At 55.6% G+C, this 24,723-nt stretch carries 15 protein-coding genes and 1 pseudogene; all 16 read left to right on the forward strand.

The window, feature by feature from the left end:
* The gene (locus tag AC6I8I_RS07350; RefSeq protein WP_312052537.1) at positions 1–369 is read left to right on the forward strand and encodes a YcfL family putative periplasmic lipoprotein; all 369 of its coding nucleotides are present in this window, start codon (positions 1–3) and stop codon (positions 367–369) included.
* An 11-nt stretch (positions 370–380) separates the two neighbouring features.
* On the forward strand, positions 381–977 hold the full coding sequence (gene lpoB, locus AC6I8I_RS07355; RefSeq protein WP_312756602.1) for a penicillin-binding protein activator LpoB: 597 nt from the start codon (positions 381–383) through the stop codon (positions 975–977).
* 16 nt (positions 978–993) lie between these two features.
* A complete protein-coding gene (gene thiK / locus AC6I8I_RS07360; RefSeq protein WP_497828637.1) occupies positions 994–1,776 on the forward strand; it encodes a thiamine kinase in 783 nt (260 codons plus the stop codon).
* A 39-nt stretch (positions 1,777–1,815) separates the two neighbouring features.
* Positions 1,816–2,856, forward strand: a complete 1,041-nt coding sequence (nagZ, locus tag AC6I8I_RS07365) for a beta-N-acetylhexosaminidase (protein WP_497828482.1) — start codon at positions 1,816–1,818, stop codon at positions 2,854–2,856.
* 40 nt (positions 2,857–2,896) lie between these two features.
* Positions 2,897–3,439, forward strand: a complete 543-nt coding sequence (gene ycfP / locus AC6I8I_RS07370) for an alpha/beta hydrolase YcfP (protein WP_312052532.1) — start codon at positions 2,897–2,899, stop codon at positions 3,437–3,439.
* A gap of 212 nt (positions 3,440–3,651) precedes the next feature.
* Positions 3,652–4,956: an NAD(P)/FAD-dependent oxidoreductase gene (locus AC6I8I_RS07375; RefSeq protein ID WP_084227771.1), complete on the forward strand. Its 1,305-nt coding sequence runs from the start codon at positions 3,652–3,654 to the stop codon at positions 4,954–4,956.
* Positions 4,957–5,535: 579 nt separating this feature from the next.
* On the forward strand, positions 5,536–7,185 hold the full coding sequence (locus AC6I8I_RS07380) for a ShlB/FhaC/HecB family hemolysin secretion/activation protein (protein WP_497828483.1): 1,650 nt from the start codon (positions 5,536–5,538) through the stop codon (positions 7,183–7,185).
* Between the two features lie 39 nt (positions 7,186–7,224).
* The gene (locus tag AC6I8I_RS07385) at positions 7,225–17,964 is read left to right on the forward strand and encodes a hemagglutinin repeat-containing protein (RefSeq protein WP_497828484.1); all 10,740 of its coding nucleotides are present in this window, start codon (positions 7,225–7,227) and stop codon (positions 17,962–17,964) included.
* A gap of 17 nt (positions 17,965–17,981) precedes the next feature.
* Positions 17,982–18,347, forward strand: coding sequence for a ribonuclease toxin immunity protein CdiI (gene cdiI / locus AC6I8I_RS07390; RefSeq protein WP_497828485.1), 366 nt, complete (start codon positions 17,982–17,984; stop codon positions 18,345–18,347).
* Positions 18,348–18,499: 152 nt separating this feature from the next.
* Positions 18,500–18,628 (forward strand): hypothetical protein, encoded by a 129-nt coding sequence (locus tag AC6I8I_RS07395; RefSeq protein ID WP_346544218.1) that lies wholly within the window; start codon positions 18,500–18,502, stop codon positions 18,626–18,628.
* Positions 18,625–18,939, forward strand: coding sequence for a hypothetical protein (locus tag AC6I8I_RS07400; protein ID WP_191919849.1), 315 nt, complete (start codon positions 18,625–18,627; stop codon positions 18,937–18,939). The genes AC6I8I_RS07395 and AC6I8I_RS07400 overlap by 4 nt, the downstream gene beginning before the upstream one ends.
* Before the next feature lies 1 nt (position 18,940).
* Entirely contained in the window at positions 18,941–19,660 is a 720-nt protein-coding gene (locus tag AC6I8I_RS07405) for a hypothetical protein (protein WP_497828486.1), read from the forward strand.
* A 1,236-nt stretch (positions 19,661–20,896) separates the two neighbouring features.
* Positions 20,897–20,995 (forward strand): hypothetical protein, encoded by a 99-nt coding sequence (locus AC6I8I_RS07410; protein WP_497828638.1) that lies wholly within the window; start codon positions 20,897–20,899, stop codon positions 20,993–20,995.
* A complete protein-coding gene (locus AC6I8I_RS07415; protein WP_497828487.1) occupies positions 20,985–21,605 on the forward strand; it encodes a hypothetical protein in 621 nt (206 codons plus the stop codon). The genes AC6I8I_RS07410 and AC6I8I_RS07415 overlap by 11 nt, the downstream gene beginning before the upstream one ends.
* A 113-nt stretch (positions 21,606–21,718) precedes the next feature.
* A pseudogene (locus tag AC6I8I_RS07420) lies at positions 21,719–23,398 on the forward strand (hemagglutinin repeat-containing protein); the annotation flags it as partial.
* A gap of 776 nt (positions 23,399–24,174) precedes the next feature.
* Positions 24,175–24,678, forward strand: coding sequence for an immunity 42 family protein (locus AC6I8I_RS07425; protein ID WP_497828488.1), 504 nt, complete (start codon positions 24,175–24,177; stop codon positions 24,676–24,678).
* Positions 24,679–24,723 lie beyond the last annotated feature (45 nt).

Here is a 24,723-nt window from a genome sequence, read left to right on the forward strand (position 1 = left end):
ATGCGATCCTGGCTGATTGGCCTGCCGTTCCTGCTCAGCCTGGCCGGCTGTAGCAGTGATAAACCGATGATCAATACCTCGCAGTCACTGGTGATGGAGTCATCCGTCTTATCGGCGGGCATTATTACCGATGAACCGACGCTGGATGAGAAGGATGGCCAGATGCGTGCCGCCAGCGTGCTCTATAATCAGCGCGAAACGCCGGTGATTGTGCACTATCGTTACTACTGGTACGACGACAAAGGGCTGGAAATCACCCCGCAGGAGCCGGCTCAAACCGTCAGCGTTCCGGCGCAGGGCAGCATTGTCGTGATGTCGCAACTGGGTAACCTGACTGCCAGCAAGGTTCGCCTTTATCTCTATCTTTAAGGATTGTTTACGTGATACGCAGTGTTAATCGTACTGGAGCGCTACTGATGGCGCTCATTCTGAGCGGTTGTGTGGTGAAACAGCAGCAGCCTGCGCCGGTCGAACCGACGCAGCCGACTGAGCCGCCGGTACAGCCGGTGCCGCAACCTGAACCGATGCCACAGCCGCAGCCTATCCCGCAGCCGCCGAAGCTGAAAACCATTAACTGGGATGCCAGCGTTCAGCCGTTAGTGGCGCAAATGCTGCGAGCCGCCAGCGCCGAACCGGGCAGCGTACTGCTGGTGGATCGCATCAAAAACAGCACCAACGGCGCACTGCAAAGTGAGAAAGCCACGGATGCGATCCAGAATGCGCTCAACAACAACGGTAAGTTCACGCTGGTGTCGACCGGGCAACTGAATCAGGCCAAGCAGACGCTGGGCTTATCGCCCGATGACAGTCTCAATTCACGCAGTAAAGCGATCGGCCTGGCGCGCAACGTTAACGCGCAGTATGTGCTTTACAGCAATGCGCAGGGCGATGTGAAAACGCCAACGCTGCAGATGCAGCTGATGCTGGTTCAGACCGGCGAGATCATCTGGTCCGGCAACGGCGTTGCACAGAATTAATCCGGCCTTCCAGCGGATTATTCAGCAGGTGATGGGTGAGACCGATTCTCTGTCGGTCACACCGCTGGCCGGCCTGACCGGTCAGAGCCAGAAAATTGTCACGCCGCGCGGCATCTTTATCGCGCGGCCTGCGCCACAGCCGGCCATTCCGTTTGTCGATCGGCAGCGTGAGTTTCGTCTGTTACGCAAACTGCAGCCGGCTGGTGGGGCGGTGAGACCGATTGCGGGCGATCGTCATGGCGTGCTGCTGGCGTGGTCGGCTGGCGAGGCGCTGGATAGCGCGGCGTTCAGCCAGCAGCGTCCGGCAATTATCGCGCTGCTGCTGCAGTTACATCAGCAGCCGCTGACCGGTTATCGCCTGTTGCTGCAACCGCTGTTATGGCACTACTGGCAGCAGTGTCAGCAGCGCCATTGCCGCTGGCTGCGAGCGCTGCAGGCATTAACCCGCCACGGCGAACCCCAGCCGCTGAGGCTGGCACCGCTGCATATGGATGTCCACGCCGGCAACCTGATTGACGGTGAGCAGGGGCTGCGTTTAATCGACTGGGAGTATGCGGCAGATGGCGATGTGGCGCTGGAACTGGCGGCGGTGTGCGCGGGCGATCCGCTTCATCAGGCTGACTGGCTGAGCGCATATGCTGAGGCGGCACGGCTACCGTTAAGTCGGCTACAGCGGCAGGTGGCAAGCTGGCAGCCGTGGCTGCGGCTATTGATGGCCAGCTGGTATCAACTGCGCGCCGAGCAAAGTGGCGATGAAACTTTGCAACAGATGGCTCGACAGAGCTGGGAACAGATTTAATCGTTTTGCGCAGCGACGCAAAGCTACAGGATTGAGGTTATGACATCACATTTACCCGGCCCATTGATGCTCGACGTCGAAGGCTACGAGCTGGACGGCGAAGAACGCGAGCTTTTGCAGCATCCGCTGGTGGGCGGATTAATTCTGTTTGCCCGTAATTATCACGATCCGGCGCAGCTGGCGGAGCTAGTGCGGCAAATCCGCGCGGCATCGCACACCCGGCTGGTGGTGGCGGTCGATCAGGAGGGCGGACGGGTACAGCGTTTCCGTGACGGCTTTACCCAGTTACCCGCGATGCAATCTTTTGCCGCGTTACACGATCTCACCAGCGCCGGGGAACTGGCACAGCAGGCGGGATGGCAAATGGCGGCCGAGATGATCGCCATGGATATCGACATCAGCTTCGCGCCGGTCCTCGACATTGGCCACATCAGCGCGGCGATCGGCGATCGGGCGTTTCACGCCGATCCGGCGATTGCGCTGGCAGTAGCCCGTCGCTTCATCGCCGGAATGCATGAAGCCGGCATGAAAACCACCGGTAAACACTTTCCCGGCCACGGTGCAGTAAGCGCCGATTCGCATAAAGAGACGCCACGCGATCCGCGTGATGAAGCGACGCTGCGTGAGCATGACATGTCGATCTTCAGCACATTGATTAGTGAGCAGGTGCTGGATGCGATTATGCCGGCGCACGTGATCTACAGCGAGATCGACCCGCTGCCCGCCAGCGGTTCGCCTTACTGGCTTAAAACGGTGTTACGCCAGCAGCTGGGCTTTGATGGGGTGATCTTCTCCGACGATCTGTCGATGGAAGGCGCGGCGGTGATGGGAAGCTATCCGGAGCGGGCGCAGCAATCGTTGTCCGCCGGATGTGACATGATCCTGGTCTGCAATCATCGTCAGGGCGCGATCAGCGTGTTAGATAACCTGACCTTGATCGGGGCAGAGCGGGTGACACAGTTGTATCATCGGGGCACTTTTACCCGCGACAGCCTGCAGGCAAGCAGTCGCTGGAAAAGCAATGCACAGCAACTGAGTGCGCTTCAGGAACGCTGGCTGGCTTATAAAGCGTCGCGGTAAGCAGTGACTGCCCGGCGCCATCTCAACCTTGAGGATTATCATGATCATCTATCTGCACGGTTTTGATTCCACGAGTCCGGGCAATCACGAAAAGGTGCTGCAGCTGCAGTTCATCGATCCCGATGTCAGGTTAATCAGTTACAGCACCCGTCATCCGAAACATGACATGCAGTTTCTGCTGAAAGAGACCGATAAAATGCTGAGCCTGTGCGACGACGACCGGCCGCTGATTTGCGGCGTCGGCCTGGGCGGCTACTGGTCAGAGCGTATCGGGTTTCTGTGTGGTATTCGCCAGGCGATTTTTAATCCTAATCTCTACCCGTATGAAAATATGGAAGGAAAAATTGACCGCCCGGAGGAGTACCAGGATATCGCCACCAAGTGCGTCAGTGATTTTCGCGAACGTAACCGCGATCGCTGCCTGACCTTTCTCTCCCGGCAGGATGAGGCGCTGGACAGTCAGCGTATCGCCGACCAACTGCATCCCTATTATGAAATTATCTGGGATGAGGAAGAAGGGCACAAATTTAAAAATATCTCCCCCCACCTTCAGCGGATAAAAGCTTTCAAAACATTGCCTTAATCGAAAATGGCACCGCAAGGTGCCTGTTTTGATTGGGTAATTTTCTGAGTTTCATTCGCCTGATTTGATGTATATCAATTTTCTTATGTTCTCCTCTTCCCGTCATGTTATTCTGCCAGCAGATTGCGATTTTAACTTCGCCAACCCTATGTTTATTAAGGTTTATTTTAACCATTGATTAACTTTTGGTTCACAATTTGAGGGGGTCTTTGTTGACTACATCTGTTAAGAAAATTGTTATCGTTGGAGGGGGCGCTGGCGGCCTGGAAATGGCGACGCAGCTGGGGCATAAGCTGGGTCGTAAAAAGAAAGCCGAAATCATTCTGGTCGACCGTAACCACAGCCACCTGTGGAAACCACTGCTGCATGAAGTGGCGACCGGCTCAATGGATGAAGGCATTGACGCGTTAAGCTACCTGGCACATGCCCGTAACCACGGGTTTGAGTTTCAGCTGGGATCGCTGACTGATATTGACCGCACGCGCAAAGTGATCCAGCTGGCAGAAGTGCTGGATGCGAACGGTGACGTGCTGGTGCCACAGCGTGAAGTGGCCTACGACCAGCTGGTGATGGCGCTGGGCAGTACCTCCAATGACTTCGGTACGCCGGGCGTCAAAGATCACTGTATTTTCCTCGACAACCCACATCAGGCCCGTCGTTTCCACAATGAGATGCTTAACCTGTTTCTGAAATTCTCGGCCAGCGAAGGCAAGGTCGAGAAGGTTAACATCGCGATTGTCGGCGGCGGCGCGACCGGCGTTGAGCTGTCGGCGGAGCTGCACAATGCGGTAAAACAGCTGCACAGCTATGGCTTCAAAGGCCTGGGCCGGGAAGCGCTGAACGTCACGCTGGTCGAGGCGGGTGAGCGCATTCTGCCTGCACTGCCGCCACGCATTTCGGCTGCCGCACATCAGGAACTGACCAAGCTGGGCGTGCGGGTGTTGACGCAGACCATGGTCACCAGCGCTGAACGTCACGGCCTGAATACCAAAAGCGGTGAGTTTATCGAGGCCGATTTAATGGTCTGGGCCGCCGGCATCAAGGCACCGGACTTCCTGAAAGAGATTGGCGGGCTGGAAACCAACCGTATCAATCAGCTGGTGGTCAAAGAGACGCTGCAAACCACGCTGGATGATGACATCTATGCGATTGGTGACTGCGCCTCCTGCGCCTTGCCAGGCGGCGGTTTCGTGCCACCGCGAGCCCAGTCTGCGCACCAGATGGCGTCACGCGCCATGGAAAACATTCTGGCGCAACGTCAGGGCAAGCCGCTGAAAGCCTACGTCTATAAAGATCACGGCTCGCTGGTCTCGCTGTCACGCTTCAGTACCGTTGGCAGCCTGATGGGGAACCTGATGCGCGGATCGATGATGGTGGAAGGACGCATTGCGCGTTTTGTTTACATCTCGCTGTATCGTATGCACCAGATTGCCCTGCACGGTTATTTCAAGACCGGCCTGATGATGCTGGTAGGCAGTATCAACCGGGTGATCCGCCCGCGGTTAAAACTGCACTGATCTCCGGACGCCAGTGATGCAGATTGCTGTCGGCTGCGTTCTATCAAGCCCCCACATCAGGGGGCTTTTTTTATTTGTCTGCCGTGGGCTGACACTTTCTGAAGCGTTTTACGGGCAGAAAACCGATCCACCCTGGCGTCAGTGGCAGAAAACCCGGTTGATTAGTGAATTTTAACCTTTCGTACCTGCGCGTGAAGGGCAGAAAGCGGATTTCAGGTCCGTTAGTAAATAGGCAATTAGCCGATATTACAGGCAGTGGAGTCAAGGAGTGTTATCGGAATCGGACATGTCAAAAAGTACCTGGTGAGCGGAGTTAGTGTTGAGGATGCTTTTACGGCGTAATGGCTGATCAACCACTATTGCTGGTAATTACTGGTACTTCTGTCAGTAATGAGTTTCGTTATTTATTGTAAATTTTGTGTAAGTTTTTTGCTTATTTTTCTTGAGATTTTACCGGCTGGCTGCATAATAAACAGCGAATATGCGGACTGACATATTCGGTTACAGCGATTAAATGGACCTATTATGCAGCCAGAAAATAAAGGACGATTTTCAGCGACAGCGCTTCTGCTATGCGGAATGTTCACCGGTATTACCCAGGCTGCGCCAGGCGATGCGCAGTTGCAACATCAGCAGGAACAACAGAAAGCGCGACAGCAACGTTTACAGCCTGAGGCACCGGACATCCGATTGTCCGAGCCGGTTCCGTCGCTTTCTCATCTCCGTTTCCCGCAGGAATCTCCCTGTTTTGTGATCCGTCACGTCACGCTCTCCGGTCAGGAGGCTCTGCCGCACTGGGTGCCGTTGCAGCGCCTTGCCAGCCAGGCGAATGGCCAGTGCCTGGGCGTGAAGGGCATCAGCCAGTTAATGGCTACCCTGCAGAACCGGCTGATAAACCACGGATGGGTGACATCACGTGTGCTGGCACCGCAGCAGGATCTGCGTCAGGGTGAACTGCATTTTCTGATTGTGCCCGGTAAAGTTCGCCGGGTAGAGCTGTCACCGTCCTCTTCGCACTATGTCAGCCTGTGGTCTGCTGTACCGGCGCACTCAGGCGATCTGCTGGACCTGCGAGACATAGAACAAGGGCTGGAGAATCTGCAGCGACTGCCCAGTGTGGAAGCGCACATGGCGCTCCGTCCGGGCGATAATCCAGGTGAAAGCGACATTGTTATCGAGCGCACACAGCGCCGCTTCTGGCGTTTAGGTGCCTGGGTGGACGATTCGGGTACCGAAAGCACCGGACGTTATCAGGGCGGATTGATGCTGGCGCTGGATAATCCCACCTCACTCAGCGATCTCTTTTATCTCACTGCCAGCCGCGATCTCGGCTTTGCTGGCCGAAAAAGCAGCAAAAGCCTGTCGGGACACTATTCGGTGCCGTTGGGCTACTGGCTGCTGGGCGTAACCGCCAGCGATTACGATTATCATCAGACGGTGGCCGGTTACAGCCGCGACTTTCTCTACGCCGGTAAAAGCCGCTCGCTGGATATCCAGGTCAGCCGGGTATTGCACCGCAACGCTGCGTCCAAAACCACCGTCAGCGCAGATGTACTGGTGAGGGAGTCACGTAATTTCATTGATGACACGGAGATAGTCAGCCAGCAGCGACGCACCAGTGCCTGGCGACTGGGACTGTCGCACCGTCACTATATCGGTCCGGCGACGCTGGATGCAGGCGTCAGCTATCAGCGCGGTACGCGTTGGTTCGGCGCGCTGCCTGCCTGGGAAGAGTCATGGCAGGATTCAACGTATGCCACTGCGCTATCAAAAATTCTCACCTGGCAGGCCGGGCTGAGCACACCGTTTACGCTGGGTAAACAGCATTTAAGTTACAACATCCAGTATCGGCGGCAGATGAGCAATACCCCGCTGACCGCGCAGGATGAGTTCGCGATTGGCAACCGCTGGACGGTACGAGGATTTGATGGCGAACGCACCCTGAGTGCCAGCCGTGGCTGGACGGTGCAAAACACCCTGGCCTGGCAGACACCGCTCCCTGCCCAGGAACTCTACCTGGGTGTTGACTACGGCGAGGTCGGGGGCAACAGCGTAACCCAGGGCGGGCCAGTAGGACGTCATCTTGCCGGCGGCGTTGTCGGCCTGCGCGGCGCAATCACCCCCGCCAGTCTCAGCTATGACTTTTTTGCCGGGATGCCGTTATCTAAACCCGATGGCTTTAAAACCGATCCGGTCACCTTTGGTTTCAGTGTTAACTGGAACTATTAGGCTTCTTATCTCTCATGCTGACAATGGACTGTGCGCATTATGAATAAACTTTGCTTTCGCATTATCTTTAACCGGGTCCGCGGCATGCTGATGGTGGTGTCTGACATCGCCCGTAGCGGCTATTCACCGGTGGCCCGTCGCCGCCAGCGCGCCGCACGTGCAGAAGCGCGACTGCGTATCTCACCGCTGAGCTTCTCACTATGGCTAGCCGCGGGCATGGTCAGCCTGCCGGTGCAGGCGAATATCGTGGCGGACAGTCACGCACCAGCCAGCCAGCAGCCAACGGTCATGTCTACGGCTAACGGACTGCCGCAGATCAATATCCAGACGCCAAACAGCCAGGGCGTATCGCGCAACCAGTATAGTCAGTTGGATGTGGATGCGCGGGGCGCCATCCTGAACAACAGCCATCAGAATAGCCAGACGCAGATTGGCGGTATGGTCGCGGCTAACCCGTGGCTTTCAAAGCAGGAAGCCAGCGTTATCCTCAACGAAGTCAACAGCCGTAATCCCAGCCAGCTAAACGGTTTTATCGAAGTGGCCGGCAAGCGGGCGGCGGTGGTGATTGCTAACCCGTCAGGCATTACCTGTAACGGTTGCGGATTTATCAACGCCAGCCGCAATACGCTGACCACCGGACAGGCGCTGATTGAAAACGGCCAGCTCAAAGGCTTCGATGTTAATGGCGGCCGAATCAATATCGAAGGTCAGGGCCTGAATGACAGCGATGCTGACTACACCCAAATCATTGCGCAGTCGGTAGCGGTTAACGCAAAAGTTCATGCCCGCGACCTCAACGTGGTTACGGGCAGGAACCAGGTTGCGGCTGAAGGTTCAGTCACTACGGTGAAAGCGGATAATGGAACGACACGGCCTGAATTTGCGCTCGATGTTGCGGCCATTGGCGGCATGTATGCCCATAAAATTACGCTGACCGGTACTGAGAAGGGCGTTGGCGTGCGTAATGCCGGTGAACTGGGGGCCAGCGCCGGTGAACTGCACCTGACAGTGGATGGCAGACTGGAAAACAGCGGCGCGCTGCAAAGTCAGGCATCAATGCAGATAGCCAGCACTGGCGACCAGGAGAACCGCGGCAACATCGTGTCACAGCAGGATGTCACGCTGACCTCCAGCGGCATGCTGCGCAACAGCGGGCTGGTAAGCGCAGGCCGTAACGCTACGCTCTCCGCCAGTACCATTGAGAGCACCGCTGAAAGTACGCTGGCGGCAGGCGTTGGCGGCAATGAGACGCTGAGCCAGCCCGGTAATCTGCTACTGACCAGCCAGGGTGAGCTTAAAGCGCGGGGTAAAAACCTGGCGCACGACCAGATTCAGGCGCGGGGCAGCCGGGTCGATCTTGCCGGGAGCCATACCTCAGCAGATGCCATCGCGCTGACCTCTACGCAGGCGGATATCAGCACCCAGGGCGCCACGGTGGCGGGCCGTACACTCGGGATTCAGGCTGCGACGACGCTTAACAATGATGACGGCAAACTGGCGGCGGGCAGCCTCGCTGTCGCAGCACAAAACATCAGTAACAATCGCGGCCTGCTGCGCCAGCAAAACCGCGAAGCCCTGACGATCTCCACGGGTTCGTTGCTTAACAATCAGGGCACGCTCAGCAATGAAGGCGATACCCGGCTGCAGGCGCAGCATATTGAAAACCGCAGCGGACTCATCGCAGGTAACGGTGACTCACTGCAGCTGGATACACCATGGCTGGATAATCAGGGCGGCACCGTGCAGCTGGCGGGTAATAATGGCGCGCTGAACCTTAATGCGACCCGGCTGGAGGGCAATCAGGGCAATCTGCTGTCAGCGGGTGCGTTAACGCTCAGCGGCGACAGGCTCGATCTCTCACAGGGACACACCCAGGCAGAGGCGCTGACGCTGACGGTGGCCACGCTGGATCACCATCAGGGTCTGCTGTCGCAGCGTGGCGCAGGCGAGATGGCGATTGCGGTTGCGGGTGACACAGACAACCGTGGTGGACGGATTGAGAGCGGCGGTAATCTGCATCTTTCATCAGGCAGCCTGGATAACAGCGGGGGCACGCTGCTGGCTGCGGGCAGCGGCGATCTGCAACTGCAGGTTCAGGAGACCCTGACGAACACGCAGGGTGCGCTGCAGGCCAGTCGCAATCTGCAGCTCACCAGCGCAAGCCTGCATAATCAGCAGGGCCTGATTGCTTCAACTGGCGGTGAGGCTGCACTGTTAACCCGTGAGGCTATTGATAACACCCAGGGTCGCATCGAAGCGGGTCAGCAGGTCACCCTTCGCAGTCAGGCGCTGGAGAATCAGCGTGGAACCCTGCTCGGCCGCGGCGTGACCATCGACACGCAGCAGGGTGAACTGAACAATACTGGCGGCAACCTGGTCGCCCGTACCGATCTCAGCATTTCCAGCGGGACAACGAACAATCACACCGGTCTGATCCAGTCAGGCGGCGGTCTGACACTTGATACCCACGGCCAGGCGCTGATTAACCGTGACAGCGGTAAAGCAGGGATAATCAGCGGTGGCGCACTTGCCCTTAACAGTGGCGACCTGGATAACCAGAACGGCGTTATCGCCGCTGCTTCGGCGGCCAGTATCAGCAGCGGCCTGCTGACCAACATTGACGGCACACTGATGTCTGATGAGGCGCTGACGCTGAAGACCGGCGCACTCGACAATCAGCGAGGTTTATTACAATCGGAGCAGGCGCTCTCACTGAATACTCACGGCGCACAGCTGAACAACAGCGCCAGCGGCGATCGCGGCGGCATTGTGGCGCGCGGCGATCTGCAACTCTCAACCGGAAAGTTAGCGGGCGATCACGGCGTCATTCAGGGACAAAACCTGGTGATCGATACGCAGGGCCAGTCCGCTGATTTCAGATCTGCACTGCTCAGCGCCAGGGGTGAACTATTGCTGAGCAGTGGCGCGCTGGATAACAGCGGCGGACGACTGCAGTCCGGCGGTGATATGCAGCTTAATACGCACGGAGAGGCGCTGAATAATGCGGCATCAGGCGGCGTTATTGCGGGGGCTAATCTGCATATCAGCAGTGGTGATCTCGATAACAGCACGGGTTCGCTGGTCTCTGCGGGCACTATGCGGCTCACCAGCGGTGGACTGAACAACGTCGATGGGATTATTAATGCCGATCATGGACTAACGCTGGAAAGCAGCAGCGTGGATAACCAGCGCGGCCTGCTTCAGTCGGGTGAGGCGCTGTCAGTCAACACCCAGGGCGGCGAACTGAATAACCGCGACAGCGGCGAACGCGGCGGTATTATTGCAGGCGGCGATCTGCTGCTCTCCAGTGGCCAGATTGATGGCCGTAGCGGGGTGATGCTGGGACAGAATATTCGCATCGATACTCATCAGCAGACCTTCGACCACCAGCAGGGTCAACTGGGTGCTAAAGGCACCCTGCAACTGGATAGCGGACTCCTCAACAACCGGGCAGGCAGGATTGAGTCGGGTGGCGATCTGCATCTGGACACCCACGGCAACAGCCTGATCAACCGTGACAGCGGAGCCGCAGGCGGCCTGTTCAGTGCGGGCATGCTGAAGCTCTACAGCGGCGCATTGGATAATCTGCGCGGCTTCATCACCGGTCATAGCGGCGCGCAGGTTGTGACGGGCGATATCAACAACCAGTCCGGCACGCTGACGGGCGGCAAAGGGCGGCTCGATCTCACCAGCGGGGAGCTGCAAAACCAGGGTGGCCTGTTACAGGCTGGCAGCGACATGACGCTGGACACTCAGGGTCACGCCCTGATCAATCGCGACAGTGGTGACCAGCGCGGTATCGTTGCCCTCAACAGTCTGTATCTGCGCAGCGGGGCAATTGATAACCAGACGGGTTTCATTGCCGCCGGACAGCAGGCATCACTCAGTGCCAGTGAACTGAACAATAGCCAGGGGCAGATCGCAGGCAATGGCGGGCTGACTTTCTACGGTCAGGCGCTGAACAACAATGACGGTAAACTGCAGTCGGCGGGGGATATCACCCTCACCACGGCAGGTCAGACGCTGACTAACCAGCGCGGACTTATTGCCGGTGCCGGTAACCTCAATATTGAAAGTGGCGCACTGGATAACCAGCAGGGACAGATCCAGGGTGGCACCGATCTGACGCTCAATGCGGGACAGAACGCACTACACAATCAGGCGGGTAAACTCCTTTCAGCAGGCACGCTATCGCTGACGGCGGGTCAGTTGGTCAACAATGACGGCCTGGTGCAAAGCGTCGGCAACGGCACCCTGTCGCTGAGCCAGCAGCTGGATAACCGCAGCGGGCTGATTCAGGGCGGCCAGCAGATGACGATCACCACGCCATCGCTGATCAACCGCGATACCCGACAGAGCGGCAAAGGGATTGAAGCGGATAGTTTAACCCTCGAAACCGGCACGCTGGACAACAGTCAGGGTGCTCTGCGCGCAAAACAGAGGCTGGCACTCACAGTGCAACAGGCGCTGGATAACGTCAGCGGGCTGATCTCGTCAGCGGATACGTTGACTATTCAGGACTCAACCCAGGGGCAGGCGCTCGCCATCAACAATCAGCAGGGTACGCTGATTGCTGATAAAGAGGCACAGATCCACGCAGCTTCCCTGAGTGGCGACGGACAGGTTTTGTCGCAGGGGAATCTTGGCATCACGCTGGCAGGTGATTTTCATAATCTCTCAGAGGTCAAAGCCAACGGCACGCTGCGCCTGACGGCGGGCGGAAACGTGACCAACGATGGCACCCTCGCTGCTCAGCAGGCGCTATTCCTTACCGCGCAAAATATCAGTAATCAGGCAAATGGCGAGATCAGCGGCGGGCAGACTGAAATTACGGCAGCTGACACCCTGAACAATCGCGGTCTGATTGACGGCGGACTGACACACCTGGTGGCGGGCGTCCTGAATAACAGCGGCACCGGCCGTATCTATGGCGATCACATTGCCATTGCAGCCACGCTGCTCAACAACCTCAGCGAAGCGGGCAAATCAGCGGTGATTGCGGCGCGGCAGCGACTGGATATTGCGGCTGGCACGCTGAACAACCGTGACCACGCGCTGATCTACAGTGATGGCGATCTGCATATAGGCGGCCAGCTGGACGCGAACAATCAGGCCACCGGACAGGGGCAGCAGCTCAACAATGACGGGGCAACAATTGAGGCCGGGCAGGATGCCACGATCAGCATGGCGGAAATCAACAATACCAACCGCCACCTGACCACGCAGGTCGTTACGACCGAAGATAGTCAGCATCACGACGCGGTGCTAAAAGGCCACACCGATCGTTTTGACTGGGCCGACGTGGATACCAGCAAAAAAAACAAGTATGGCGTGCACACGGCAAAAATGCCGGATGGCAGCAGCGGCAGCGAGTTTTATGAGTATGACTACCGGCGGATAGTGAAGGAAACCCAGATCAAAGAGAGCGATCCGGGCAAAATTCTGTCGGGCGGTAACATGACCTTTAGCGCCGGCCGTCTTAACAATCACGACAGCCAGATTGTCGCGGGTGCTATGCTGGGCGGTCAGATAGGCGAGCTGAATAATCAGGCGACAAAAGGAACGCGCGTTACCACGGACGACGGGAAATCGGTTCGCTGGTACGCGAAGAAGAAGAAAAAGAAACTGGGTGGAACCAAAACGTCGCAGGGCAAAGATAAGAAAACGTATCGCCCTGCGCCCGTGACGGAAACCATCGATTTACAGACGCTGAGCTGGCAGGCGAATGCTGCGCCACAGGGTAATGGCTATCAGACCGGCAACCGCCAGCTGCAGGGCGTCACCGCGCAGGCTGATCGCATCGACACACCAGCCGTCCAGCAGACGGTTGCGGCGGTGGCGCTGAGTGCCACGGATAGCGGCAGTGCGTTACTGCCAGCCGGATTACGCTATGACAGCGCGCTGACGCTGGACAAGCTCGGCAGCCTTAAAGACCGGCCGCTGCTGTTACCGGTCGGGCAACAATTTTCGCTGACGCTGCCAGCAACGGTCGTCGATGGACAGACGATTACGCCGGTGATCCGCGCCGTCTCACCTGATATCCGGCTGCCGGATAACAGCCTGTACCAGCTGCAACCTGGCAGCGACAGCCATTACCTGGTCGAGACCGATCCGCGCTTTGTGAATCAGAAGCAGTGGCTCAGCAGCGACTATATGCAGAACGCCCTGACCACCGACAGCAGCCGGATCCTGAAGCGGCTGGGCGATGGTTATTACGAGCAGCGACTGGTGCGCGATCAGATTATCCAGCTGACCGGCAACCGCTATATCAGCGGGTATGGCAGTGATGAAGATCAGTATCGCGGACTGATGAATAATGGGGTAGCCTTCGGCAAAGCCTACGAGCTGGAACTTGGCGTGGCGCTGACCCCGGCGCAGATGGCGCTGCTCACCAGCGATATCGTCTGGCTGGTGAATCAGACCGTGACGCTGCCGGATGGCACACAGCAGACCGTGCTGGTACCGCAGGTTTATGCGAAGGTGAAGCAGGGTGACTTAACCGGCGACGGCGCGTTGATCGGGGGCGGTAGCGTGGCGCTGAATGCCCGCAACGACATCACTAATAGCGGGACCATTAAGGGCCGCGACGTGACGCAGCTGACGGCGCAGTCGCTGACCAACAGCGGCTACATCAGCGGCAACACGGTCAGTCTCACCGCCCGTCAGGATATCACTAACCTGGGCGGCGTCATCAGCGGTGATAAGCAGGTGTCGCTGCTGGCCGGACGGGATATTACCAGCCAGTCAACGCTGCGCGGCGACGGCACCGACCGCTGGATAGATCGTCCGGCCGGTATCTACGTGCAGGGCACCGACGGAGCCCTGACGCTGAGCGCGCTGAACAACATCACCCTGGCCGCCAGCGATATCGGCAACGCCGGAGAGAAGAGCACCACGAAGATTCAGGCGGGCAATGACCTGACGCTCGACACCCTCAGCACGCAGCACACTGAAAATGACAGCTGGAACAGCAGCAACTACCGTCGCCTGTCACAGCAGAGCGATGCCGGGACACGCATCACTGCCGGCGGCGCGCTGCAGCTGAGTGCCGGACAGGATATCCGCGCTACGGCAGCGGACGTCACGGCGGGCGGGGCACTGACCGCCAGTGCCGGACGCGACATCGTGCTCAGCGCGGGCAACAGCCGTACCGATCTCACCGAACACAGCAGGCAGTCCAGCAAAGGGCTGCTGTCGGGCAGCAGTCTGGAAACCCACGACGAACTGCACAGCAGCGAGGCGCTCAGTACCACGCTGAGCGGCGACAGCGTCCGGCTTCAGGCGGGCCGCGACATTGCCATGACCGGCAGCAACGTCGCCGGTACGCAGGATGTTGCCCTGACCGCCGGCCGCGATCTCAGCATCGCGACCGCCACAGAAACGCGTGATGAAGTGCATCAGCGCGAGGAGAAAAAATCGGGCCTGATGGGCACCGGCGGCATCGGTTTCACCGTGGGTCAGGCGATACAGAAGAGCAGCACCGACGCCAGCGGCGCACTCAGCCGCGGCAGCACGGTGGGCAGCAGCGACGGCAGCGTCACCCTCAGTGCCGGTAACCAGCTTAACGTGCACGGCAGCGACGTGATCGCCGGTAAAGATCTCTCCCTGAGCGGCAGCGACGTGACCCTCAGTGCGGCCGAAAACAGCCACACCGCACTGACGAAAACCGAGCAGAAGCAGAGCGGGCTGACGCTGGCACTGTCCGGCACGGTGGGCGCGGCGCTGAACACGGCGGTGCAGACCGCCCGCACCGCCGATGAGAGCGGCGATGACCGGCTGAAGGCGCTGCAGGGCACCAAAGCGGCGCTGACGGCGGCCCAGGCCGCGCAGGCGTACCAGATGGACGGCGCGCAGACCGGCGCGGCGAACGCCAGAAACACCGCCGCAGGCCTGAAACCGGGCGACAAAGGTTATGAAGAAGGCTCCACCAACTCGGTCGGCATCAGTCTTTCTTACGGCAGCCAGTCGTCGAAAAGCGAGACCCGCACCGAAAGCCGCGAGGCGCAGGGCAGTACGCTGGGTGCGGGCGGTAGCCTGAACATCACCGCCACCGGCGCACAGCCGGGCAGCGCGGGCGACATCCTCGTGCAGGGCAGCCAGCTTCAGGCGGGCGGCGACCTCGGGCTGACGGCGAAAAATGACATCAGCCTGCTTTCAGCGCAGAACAGCGAGCGCACCGACAGCACTAACAGCAGCAAGGGCGGCAGCCTGGGTATCGGCCTGACCGCCGGGTCGGGCGGCTACGGCATCAGCGTTTCAGCCAGCGTCAACGCGGGCAAAGGCCGCGAGAACGGCAGCGGGCTGACCCATACCGAGACTACGCTCACGGCGGGCAACGGGCTGAGCCTGAACGCCGGGCGCGACACCACGCTGACCGGCGCACAGGTGCGCGGCGACAGCGTGAAGGTGGATACCGGCCGCAACCTGACGCTGACCTCAGAGCAGGACAGCGACCGCTACGACAGCAGGCAGCAGAACGCCAGCGCGGGCGGCAGCTTCACCTTCGGCTCGATGACCGGCTCCGCGAGCGTAAACCTCAGCCAGGACAGGATGCACAGCAACTGGCAGAGCGTGGCCGGGCAGACCGGCATCTTTGCCGGGAAGGGCGGCTTTGACGTGACGGCGGGTGAGCACACCCAGCTGAACGGCGCGGTGATCAGTTCCACCGCCGCCGCCGATAAGAACCGTCTCGACACCGGCACGCTGGGCTTCAGCAATATTGAGAACCACGCGGACTATAAAACCGGGCATCAGAGCGTGGGCATGAGCACCGGCGGCAGCATCGGCAGCCAGTTCGGAGGCAACATGGCGAACGGCCTGCTGGCGGGGCTGAACGGCAGCGGCAGCGCCTCGTCGGTGACGAAGGCGGCGGTAAGCGACGGCACCCTCATTATCCGGGATAAGGCGAAGCAGACGCAGGACGTGGCGGACCTGAGCCGCGACGCGGCGGGTGCGAATCCGGGGCTGGATAAAATCTTCGATAAGGATAAAGAGCAGAACCGGATGGAGACGGCGCAGCTGCTGGCGGAAATCGGCAGTCAGGCGGGCGACATCGCGCGGACGCAGGGCGAGATTGCGGCGACGAAAGCGGCCACGGAGAAGATGAAGAACATCTCGCCGGACCAGAAGAAGGACGCCGAAGCGCAGTGGCGTAAAGCGAATCCGGGTCAGGAGCCGACCGCGGGGGATATCACCGGACAGGTCTATCAGACGCTGTACAACCGGGAGATGCTGGCCGGCGGAATGGGAACCGGCGGGCCGGTGCAGCAGGGTATCAGCGCGGCGACGGCGGCGATACAGGGGCTGGCGGGGGGCAACATTGCCCAGGCGGTGAGCGGGGCGGCCGCGCCGTACCTGGCGGAGCAGATACACAAGCTGACGACCACGAAAGGCCCGGACGGCAAAGAGGTGGTGAACGTTCAGGCAAACCTGATTGCGCACGCGGTAGTGGGCGCGGTGACGTCATACGCGTCGGGTAATCCTGCACTTGCGGGTGCTTCTGGTGCGGCGATGGGCGAGTACATCGCGCAGCAGATGTATCCGGGAGTTAAGCGCGAAGACCTGAGTGAGGAGCAGCGGCAGACCATCAGCACGCTGGGGACGCTGGCGGCGGGACTTGCGGGCGGTGTGGCCGGAGACAGCACGGGCGGTGCGGTGGCGGGCGCGCAGGCAGGGAGAAATGCGGTTGAGAATAACTATCTGAGCCAGAAACAACAGGCTCAAAAGAAAGAAGAGCTGGCAGAATGTCAGAGCGTGGCCTGTAAAGCCCAGACGCAGGCGAAATGGACTGCTATAGATCTGGGACAGGACGGCAGCTTCGCGGCGGGAATGGTGGCAGGGGTTCCGGCAGGGCTGTATGACGCGGTGGACAGTATCGTGAAAACGGCCAGCAGTCCGGTAGAAACTTACGAGGCACTGAAGGCACTGTTTAACAGCGGTGACGGGTTAGGTAATGTCTCGGACGCGGTGAAGCAGTCTTATATCGACCGCATTGACCGGATGGAGGCAGAGTACCAGAAAGCCGGGGCCAGCGGCTCGTTTAATGCGGGTGTTGAAGGCGGTAAGCTGGTCACCGATATAGCCAGTCTGCTGGCTGGCGGTGCCGGAGTGGTGAAAGGTGGTGCGGTACTGACGGAGAAGGTTGTTGCTAAGGTTGTCTCGAAAACCGGGAAGGCTATACCTGACATGCCGCCATCAGCCTGGAAATCCAGTGAAGGCGAATTTAGCCTAAAACCGGATAAAACGGTTACGAATGTGGAATATCCGGGTGGTCAGTATGATGGTAACTCATTGCCTTACAAAACCAGTGTAGAGAAAGGTACCACGACGATCACTTATCCTGATGGAGTGAATTTCAGAATTGACCAGCCGAAGCATCTGGCAACAGTGGATGGATTTACACAAAAAAATGGGATCTCGGGGGGGCATAATTCCAATGCGTTTTACGATGCCGCTAAGGAATACAATGTAAAAATCGTCAGTGAGACACCTACTGGCGTAAAAGGTATTACTGAGGTGAAGTATTTAATACCGACGAAAGATCGGGCTGGAAATCTGACCGGAGATTACAAAGCAACACCTGAAACTAAAACCATCTACGATCCTAAAATATTCTCGGATCAGAAGATCTTAGAACTCGGACAGCAGGCCGCTGCTAGTGGTTATAAAGAAGCTATGAGCAGCCCGAATGGTACGGCAAATGTTGTTGCTGGCGGTGTTAGCTTCAGAATATACGTGGATAAATCTACAGGTACAGTTAGAAATTTTCACCCAAATTAATTTACAGGAAAATTGATATGAATAAGAACTTATTTGACATGTCGGATGTACATTCAGGTTTAAATGAGATCATCGTAGGTTATTTTAATATCATGTCCTCTGATAAGAATTTTCTGGAGGTTATTGAACACATAATAAGAAAAGTCGGCTTTAACACCGATGGTGCTTATTGTAATTTTCCAGATATGGATAGTTATGATGAAAGCGAACATTTTGAAGGCGTTGAATTTGCCGTTGGCTATCCCGCTTCTGAAGCAGATACTGTCATTGTTAGTGAAGAAGTCTGCTATCAGTACGTCCGTCTGGCATGTGAGAGGTATCTCCTGTTGAATCCTGAAGATACAGAGAGACTAAATAATTTACTGGATAAACTATCTCTATGATCTGAAAATCCCAGCCATTGAATAGACTGAGCCGGGATTGAGCAAATGTTGTTGTTGAGAATAATGCGCTGAGTGCGACGCAGATAGATGATTTTGCGGCTAAGGCCAAAGGCTGTGAATCCCGTGGCGACTGCGGAAAAGTCGTTAAAGAAATGGAAGATCTGAGTCTTAAACAGCAGCAGGAAATGATAGCGGTATGTTCTTCTAATGCTTCCGTCTGTAAAGAAAAATATGGTGATATTCCGGCAAACGGAATGCTGGTACGTGAAGCAATCGTTTGACGGGTGGTAAGCTGGTCAATCCGGCACAGGATGAAAAGAAAGGAACGTCGCTGGTTACGCCGATTTCTGAACAGAATAAGGATGATCTGGCATATCTGGCTGAAGGCGATAAACCGGCGAATATGTCGCCAGAAGGCGCGGGGCGCTCAGGGGCCTTTAACGAGGCGAAACGCAATTCTGGTATACCTGTATCAAAACATCCGGATAGAGTAACTCCTAACTATGACCGCCGTGGTAAATTACAGCCGGGAAAAAACTATGAGTTTGATATGAGAGATGAAAACGGTAAGATTAAAACGTTAATTATTTGAGATGATGCGAAAGGCCATTTCTTTGGAGGTAATGACCCTCAAAACAGAGGGCCACATTTTAATGATGATGTTGGTAATCATTATGACTACTAAGTATAAAGTAAGGACTGCACATAGCATTAAATCTGATAATGATGTTATTTGCTTTGACTATATCGATGAACTTACCTCAGACTATGAGGCCATTAGTCTTGAATTATTTTTACCTGACAGAAATGATGGCTACGTTGAAATTATTTGGGAAATATTAAAATGTATTGGCTATCAGGGTGTTGATAAGTCATTTTATTACTATGGTCAATTATCGCCTTGGATAGATGATACAAAAATAAACCGGCATAAAGGTTTTTGGGGATTCAAGCCTTATGGTTATAAGAGCTATAAATTTCTTGAAAACAAGAAAGAAGTTATTTTGGCTAATGGTAATAAAATTAAACTTTTCGGTTATGCTAAGCTATTTTTTAATGAGATAACAGATATGGTTAAAACATCTTCATATAAAGATAGAGGGTTTTATTTTTACATGTCTGAGAGTTTGTTTGATGAGGACGAGTTTGTTTTAATTATAAAAAAAGATATTTTCAGTAAGACGTTGGATTATGTCTTATCGAAAGGAGCTATTGTATTTATTCTGTTGGGTGATGAACAATATAAGTCATCCGAAATTGTTGCGATCGGTGATGCGAATGAAATTGAAATGATAAGAAATATTAGAGAATAATGGCTGGGCGCGGCACCCGGTTCAGACCCAGGATTCTGGTTTGGCAAAACGCCGGACTGTGATACAGCCTGTAAAGCAAATATCGCGAAAGGTGTGGCTGAAGGTAACCTTGTGGTATCGGCAGATGTTGCTGACGTAGCCGGCGGTACGATGATAGTGGGTGCCACACCATAAATCGTGGCGGCGGCTAAAGCGGCTCTGGAAGGCTGCAAGGCAGCACCGACAATCTGCCTGAACAATGCCGGGTTGCAGGTAGCGGAAGCGGTAACGCCGGGAGGAGTTGGTGCAGCAGGAGCTATGGGTGTTGGTAAGACTGCGGTTGAGGCGATGGTAGCGAGGGCTGTGGCGGCTAATGCGGCGAAAAACACTCAGTTGCCAAGGGGAACTGTCTTTGATTCGATTAAAGCAACTAAACATGCAATACCCGGGACTTCCATTCCAAAGTCTTTTGAATTAAATGTTAATGGGCAAACAGTTTAGGTAAACCCAAATGAAACTAAACAGATGGGTGAATATTTAACACGAAATGGATTGTCTCACAGTACAACCGAAGGGAGCGAGGCTATGCTGTCTAGTCTCCAGATTGCTGTTAAAGATGCATCCTCGCAGGGATTTAAGTGTAACGAAAAAATGCAGATTGGGTGCTGGGAGCTAATATTTAACCAACGACCTAAAGACCCTTATCCAGTATTAAAGTATGCGTTGTATAAATAATGAAAATTAACTGTAGATAGAATCATTAATTAGCTAGCAAAGGTAGCCATCACTATTGATGGTTACATTTGTATTAATATAAATATCTTGGTTTCTAAAAAGCTTTCATCTTTGTATTTTCGGGTCGGCAATGGTGAGAAGGGCCTACTCGAACTGGCTGTTTTACCTTAGAAAGGGAACTCCGCTGGTTACGCCGGATCAGTCTGGTGAGCAGGGATCCAGAAATGCCGGAAATACGGATGGTATGCCGGATACGGGAGGCAATACCACGGTTACGCCGATTTCTGAACAGAATAAGGATGATCTGGCTTATCTGACTGAAGGGGACAAGCCGGCGAATATGTCGCCAGAAGGGGCTGGTCGCTCAGGTGCTTTTAATGAGGCGAAGAGACAGTCTGGTATACCAGTGAGTCAGAGCCCCAATAAGGTATCCCCTAATATAGACAAGCGTGGTAATCCTCAACCAGGTTATATATATGAATTTATAGTTCAAAACCGGGAGGAGGTACGCAAAAAGTTTATATAAGAGATGATGCTGGAGGCCATTTCTTTGGAGTCGATGATCCTCAAAATCGAGGCTCACATTTTAACGATCCTGCAGGTAACCACTATGACTACTGATGTTGTTATTAGATATGCTGAAGATATAAATGAAAAAAATGAGATTACAGATTTTAACTTATTTTCAATAAGCGGCAAGGGTATCTCTGCAGTGAGCTGGGAATTACCCAATGCGCCACTAAAAAAATTTGGTGAGGGTTTATTGAAAAAAATGGTAGAGAGTTATTCTGCATGTGTTAGCGATGAAGATATATACACATTTGTCGTTTTATCAGCGGAGCAACCTGATAGCGCAATTGTTAACCACAGAAAAACCTGGGGTTTACTTAATGTTAGAGGTGTTAAAGTTAATGGGGTTGAGGAAAAAAAAGATGTGATAGTTAAGGGAAGTGAAGGGTTGATTCTTTCCGGCTTAGGTTCTGTTAAATCAAATAGCTTGGGAGTAATTGAAAGCTTAATTAATAGCGGCGAGAAGGTGTTTTTTTCAACCATCCAATCAACTAATGTAAATATGACTGCTTCCATACCGAGGCAGATAACAGAATGGATGAGTAATATCTGGATAAATAATGGTGTTGTTTTTTTTGCATTGGGGCGTTATGACGAACCTGATTGTGAAATTGTTGCTTTAGGCCAAAAAAGAAACCTGCAAAAACTTAAGTACACCTGACGTTAAGGCGGTGGACATCGCCAGGACACAGGGGCAGATTGCGGCGACGAAAACAGCCACTGATAAGCTGAAGATGATAACGCCAGAGCAGAAGAAGGATGCAGAGGTGTAGTGGCAGTACGCTGGGCGCGCGCGGTAACCTGGCCATCACCGCCACCGGCGCACAGCCGGGCAGCGCGGGCGACATCCTCGTGCAGGGCAGCCAGCTTCAGGCGGGCGGCGACCTCGGGCTGACGGCGAAAAACGACATCAGCCTGCTTTCAGCGCAGAACAGCGAGCGCACCGACAGCACTAACAGCAGCAAGGGTGGCAGCCTGGGTATCGGCCTGACCGCCGGGTCGGGCGGCTACGGCATCAGCGTTTCAGCCAGCGTCAACGCGGGCAAAGGCCGCGAGAACGGCAGCGGGCTGACCCATACCGAGACTACGCTCACGGCGGGCAACGGGCTGAGCCTGAACGCCGGGCGCGACACCACGCTGACCGGCGCACAGGTGCGCGGCGACAGCGTGAAGGTGGATACCGGCCGCAACCTGACGCTGACCTCAGAGCAGGACAGCGACCGCTACGACAGCAGGCAGCAGAACGCCAGCGCGGGCGGCAGCTTCACCTTCGGCTCGATGACCGGCTCCGCGAGCGTAAACCTCAGCCAGGACAGGATGCACAGCAACTGGCAGAGCGTGGCCGGGCAGACCGGCATCTTTGCCGGGAAGGGCGGCTTTGACGTGACGGCGGGTGAGCACACCCAGCTGAACGGCGCGGTGATCAGTTCCACCGCCGCCGCCGATAAGAACCGTCTCGACACCGGCACGCTGGGCTTCAGCAATATTGAGAACCACGCGGACTATAAAACCGGGCATCAGAGCGTGGGCATGAGCACCGGCGGCAGCATCGGCAGCCAGTTCGAAGGCAACATGGCGAACGGCCTGCTGGCGGGGCTGAACGGCAGCGGCAGCGCCTCGTCGGTGACGAAGGCGGCGGTGAGCGACGGCACCCTCATTATCCGGGATAAGGCGAAGCAGACGCAGGACGTGGCGGACCTGAGCCGCGACGCGGCGGGTGCGAATCCGGGACTGGATAAAATCTTCGACAAGGATAAAGAGCAGCGGCGGATGGAGACGGCGCAGCTGCTGGCGGAAATCGGCAGCCAGGCGGGCGACATCGCGCGGACGCAGGGCGAGATTGCGGCGACGAAAGCGGCCACGGAGAAGATGAAGAACATCTCGCCGGACCAGAAGAAGGACGCCGAAGCGCAGTGGCGGAAAGCAAACCCGGGTCAGGAGCCGACCGCGGCCGACATCACCGGACAGGTCTATCAGACGCTGTACAACCGGGAGATGCTGGCCGGCGGAATGGGAACCGGCGGCTCGGTGCAGCAGGGCATCAGCGCGGCGACGGCGGCGATTCAGGGCCTGGCGGGGGGCGATTTGAAAGCCGCACTGGCTGGCGGTTCGGCCCCTTACCTTGCAGAACTGATTAAGCAGAAAGCGCCGGATGAGGCCAGTCGTATAATGGCACATGCTGCGGTAGCCGGAGTCATCGCTGCGGCACAGGGGAATTCAGCGGCAGCGGGCGCTGCAGGCGCAGCTACCACCGCCGCGATGGGTGAAGCCATCAAAAATGCACTTTATGGTGACGTTCCGGTAAGCCAGATGAGCGAACAGCAGAAGCAGACGCTGGTTGCACTGGGCACGGTTGCGGCGGGCCTTGCGGGCGGCATTGCCGGAGACAGTGCGGGAGGTGCGGTCGCGGGCGCGCAGGCGGGCCAGAATGAAATCAGCAATAACATGGTCGGTATGGGCATGTTGCAGCAGATGCTGGCGCACGAAACGCTGAACTCGGCGGCGATGGCTGAAGCAGGCAAAGGCGGAGCTAATGAGCAGGCGGCCCTGGCACTGACAAAAGCAGTTAAGGAAGGCCTTGATTCGACCTGCCGGGCAAATCCCAGCTGCGTGCTGATGGCAATCGTTTCGGCGCAGAGCCAGCAGCATACAAATGGGGCAGGCAGCAAAACGGAAACCGTGCCGGTTGATGATGACCTGACGGGTGGCAAGCTGGTCAATCCGGCGCAGGATGAGAATAAGGGAACTCCGCTGATCTCGCCGGATCGGTCTGGTGAGCAGGGATCCAGCAATACCGGAAATACGGATGGTGTGCCGGATACGGGAGGCAATACCACGGTTACGCCGATTTCTGAACAGAATAAGGATGATCTGGCTTATCTGGCTGAAGGCAGGGATAACAGGCTACCTATTCCTGAATCAACCACAGCAAGCAATGGCTTAAAAGTTGAATCTAATACTAAGCACACTCCGGGTGCTCAAGGATTCAGACCTGATGCAGGTATTGAGCCAAGGAACTCTTTTGAGCTCTTTGAACACTCAGTTGCAACTAAAGATCCGAAGATAAGATTATCTATAGATCAAAATGGAAATATACATAGATTTTTTAACACGAATAAAGATGGTTCAGGTATCTTCCACTGGAGTGGTAGTACTGGCGATACTAAAAATAAATTAGGTAACAGAGAACTTGGTTCCTTCAACAAAGAAATTAAACAGTTAAAGGGTAAATGATGATTTATGGAAAGCCTTACGAATTTTCTATCTTCTATCACCTATTAGAAGAAACAGCTGATGGATATTGGAAGCATGGTATTTTCTTGTTTTTTATTGAGGATGAAATATATCCATCAAAAGGTTCTAATTACACATTGACAATGGCTATTGGCTATTTAAAGGATAGCTATCAAGAAGTAATTGATTGTCTGAGTAAAGGCTTGGATTTAACAATGAATGACGAAATGTTATTTGCAACCTTAGCGCATTCACATGGAATGATAATTGATAGCGATCCGGATGACTTTGAACTTCCAGATATGGAAAAAATAGGGGTTTTTTTAAGCCCCTTAGAGGTTGTTGATGCAGGTTTTTATCTTTTTTATTACCCGAAAGATAACGATGAAGAATATCTTATATATAGTCCTGATTACGGTAAGACAGTTCGAAAGGCTATTTTTAGTAGAGGCGTTGTTAGTGCGGTTTTAGCACAGTTGCCAGCAATTAATAGTATATAGATTAATGATTGCGATTGCTTGAATTTAATAGACTTAAATTGATTA

This window comes from Pantoea sp. X-Soil-YNGN-775 (assembly GCF_059730575.1).